Origin of the sequence: Mesorhizobium sp. M2A.F.Ca.ET.039.01.1.1 (assembly GCF_003998035.1) — a bacterium.
Taxonomy (GTDB): Bacteria; Pseudomonadota; Alphaproteobacteria; order Rhizobiales; family Rhizobiaceae; genus Mesorhizobium.
In genome coordinates this window covers 1-2,623 of sequence record NZ_RZRY01000793.1, presented here as the reverse complement: position 1 = coordinate 2,623, position 2,623 = coordinate 1, and the positions used below count along the sequence as shown (strand labels likewise).

Annotated in this window: 3 protein-coding genes and 1 pseudogene; all 4 read left to right on the top strand. The window is 64.2% G+C overall.

The features are described 5' to 3' along the window. Nucleotides 1-1,410, top strand: a pseudogene (locus EOA24_RS33785) (DNA-binding protein); the annotation flags it as partial. Between the two features lie 262 nt (nt 1,411-1,672). Then, nucleotides 1,673-1,957 carry a hypothetical protein gene (locus EOA24_RS44165; protein WP_348633094.1) on the top strand — a complete coding sequence of 95 codons (285 nt, stop codon included), beginning with the start codon at nt 1,673-1,675 and terminating at the stop codon, nt 1,955-1,957. Nucleotides 1,958-2,042: 85 nt separating this feature from the next. Beyond that, nucleotides 2,043-2,435, top strand: coding sequence for a hypothetical protein (locus tag EOA24_RS33775; protein WP_127410574.1), 393 nt, complete (start codon nt 2,043-2,045; stop codon nt 2,433-2,435). An 87-nt stretch (nt 2,436-2,522) separates the two neighbouring features. After that, nucleotides 2,523-2,623, top strand: a 101-nt coding sequence (locus EOA24_RS44005; RefSeq protein ID WP_127410573.1) for a DUF1419 domain-containing protein, incomplete at its 3' end; no start/stop codon positions are given.

The following is a 2,623-nucleotide window of genomic DNA, read 5'->3' as shown; positions in this document are numbered from 1 at the left end:
ATACTGCGCGACCTATTCGAGCAGGATTCCGGCGGCTGGTTCCAGGATGCAGCGTTGCTCGAGCAACTGGTGTTCGACAGACTGAAGACCGACGCCGAGACAATCCGCGCCGACGGCTGGAAGTGGGTCGAGGCGGCGATCAGCTTCCCGTACGGCCACACCTCCGGCATGCGGCGGATCTATGCCGAACCCGCGGAAATGAGCGCCGAGGAGATCGCCCGCTACGACGCGGTGAAGGCCGAATATGATGCGCTCGACGCCAAATATGCCGAGATGGAAGACGCCGACCAGGAGATCGAGGACAGACTCGACCAGCTTGGCGCCGAGCTCGACGGTTTTGGCGATCGTCCCCAGGTCTACGATCCGGCACAGAAGGCAATTGCCGGCGCCTTCGTCACGCTCGGCGCCAACAGCCAGTTGCAGGTCGAAGCCGGCTTCGTTCGTCCCGAGGATGAGCCTCGTGCCGAGGCGGACGATGACGAGGAAGCCGACGGCGGGGATCGCGACGCGTCGCAGTCCGACGAGAACGGCGCCAATGGCATCGTCGTGAACGGCCGGTCCACGAACGGCGGATCCGAAGCGACCGAGGAGCCCGAGGAAGAAGGCATCAAGCCTCTGCCGGAACGGCTTGTCTTCGACCTCACCGCGCAGAAGACGCTGGCGCTGCGCAACGCGCTCGCGAGCAACGTCGACATCGCCTTCGTCGCCGTTCTCCATGCCCTCGTGCTGCAGGTGTTCTACCGCTTCGCCAAGGACAGCTGCCTCGAAGTCACTCTTGCGAGCAACAGTTTTGGCCAGGTCCAGGGCCTTGCTGAGACTACTTGGGCCAAGGAGATCGCCGAGCGTCACGAGGCATGGGATAGGGATATGCCAGACAGCGACAAGCTCTGGGACTTCCTGCTCGGCCTCGACGAAGCGAGCCGCAAGGCGCTGTTCGCGCACTGCGCGTCGCTCTCGCTCAACGCCGTAGTCGAGCCGTGGAACAGACGGCCGGGCGCGCTCACCCATGCCGATGCGCTCGCCGCCACGCTTGACTTCGACATGGTCACGGCCGGCTGGGAACCGACCGTCGACAACTATCTTGGCCGCGTCACCAAGGCCAGGATCGTCCAGGCGGTGCGCGAGGCCCGCGGCCAGGACTCCGCGCAGTTGATCGACCATATGAAGAAGGACTTGATGGCCCGTGAGGCCGCTCGCCTTCTCGAAGGGTCGACCTGGCTGCCCGAGCCGCTGCGCCTCGAAGGTGACGCGGCAGTCGACGCCGGCGAGACCATCCCCGAGGATGCGGCGGACGAGACGGCTCTCGACGGCGATGCGGCCGAGCTGCCGGCTTTCCTCGCCGACACAGCATCCGAGGAACCAACGACCCTCGCCGGCGAGGAAACAGACCAACTCGAGGCCGCCGAGTAATCGGCCACCGGCTTCGCACCGGGCCCGGCATCCCGCCGGGCCCTTGTTAATTTTCCAACATGGAGATCCGCATGTCCGCTCATATCGTTTACGATTCCGCCCCATTGGGAGCGTCATCCGCTATTCGGACGGAACACCGAAACCCCCAACCCGCTTCAGAAAGAAGCTCTCCGCGTGGGAGAGCCGCAATGCTACCGGCCGCCTGGTGAGGAAGGAGCCACCACGAACGCGCGCGACCTATAGTTCGCCGGCATATTTTACTTTGCATGAGGGCGATTTCGGAGAGGGCGGCGTTGTCGTCATCTCAGTTCGTCGCACCTACTCCGTCGAGAGCAACCTGCGTTTCGAGATCGTCGAACGTCCCGAGATCGGCATGGTACGCGTCCTGCAGGATCTAGGCGACAACCCGGAACTCCTGCATCTCGCCAGGGACCGCGAGGCGGCCGAACGCTGGCTCGCGAACAACCGGTATAGCCGAGCCTATCTCGAAGAAGTCTCCGCCGACGAAGTCGGCGCCGACATCATCGAGGGCCGCACAGCAGCCTGAGTTCTAAACCGAATAAACCAATCACCGACAGGCCGGGATCGCGCGAGCGATCGCCGGGCCTGTTTCCGATCCATGGAGATTCGACATGTTCGACTGGACCAGGAGCTGCTCCTATGACGAGCAGCAGAAGAGACGATTTCACACGACGGCCCGCTCGCGGCTGAAGAAACTCGCTGCCGAACTGGCCCTGCCGCCAGGCAGCTATGACCTGCGTTCGAGCAAGGCGGGTATCGCCGTTTCCGGCGAAATTACCCTGCACCATGACCGGGTATACATCCAGGTTGGTCAGTTCGCCATGTCCTCCGGCCACGGCATCCTGATCCGCACCTGCAAGGGCCGCAAGGATTATACCGGCGGAGCCAATCACTTCGTAGCGCTCGCCATGCTCGACGACGTTCCGGCGCTCGCGGCCGCCGTCCGCGCCATCACCGGTATCGGGCGCGAAGCAGCACAGCCCGCCGGTCGCCGGGCCGCCTGAAGCAGTCCAACGATCCCGCACCCGCCGATCGTCTCTCGCCCGCGCACCCCAGCACGCCGGGAGGCTCGGCTATTCCGGAGGCATCTCATGTCCACCCATCCCCCGCTCCGAAAGGCGTTCGAGGGCATCGCGACCCGGTCGCAGATGTTTGCCCTCTTCAATCGCCACAGAGATAAGCCGGGTGTCGA

Coding starts and splice junctions, on each gene's coding strand:
- EOA24_RS33775 (WP_127410574.1), top strand. CDS start 2,043: ATGTTCGACTGGACCAGGAGCTGCTCCTATGACGAGCAGCAGAAGAGA.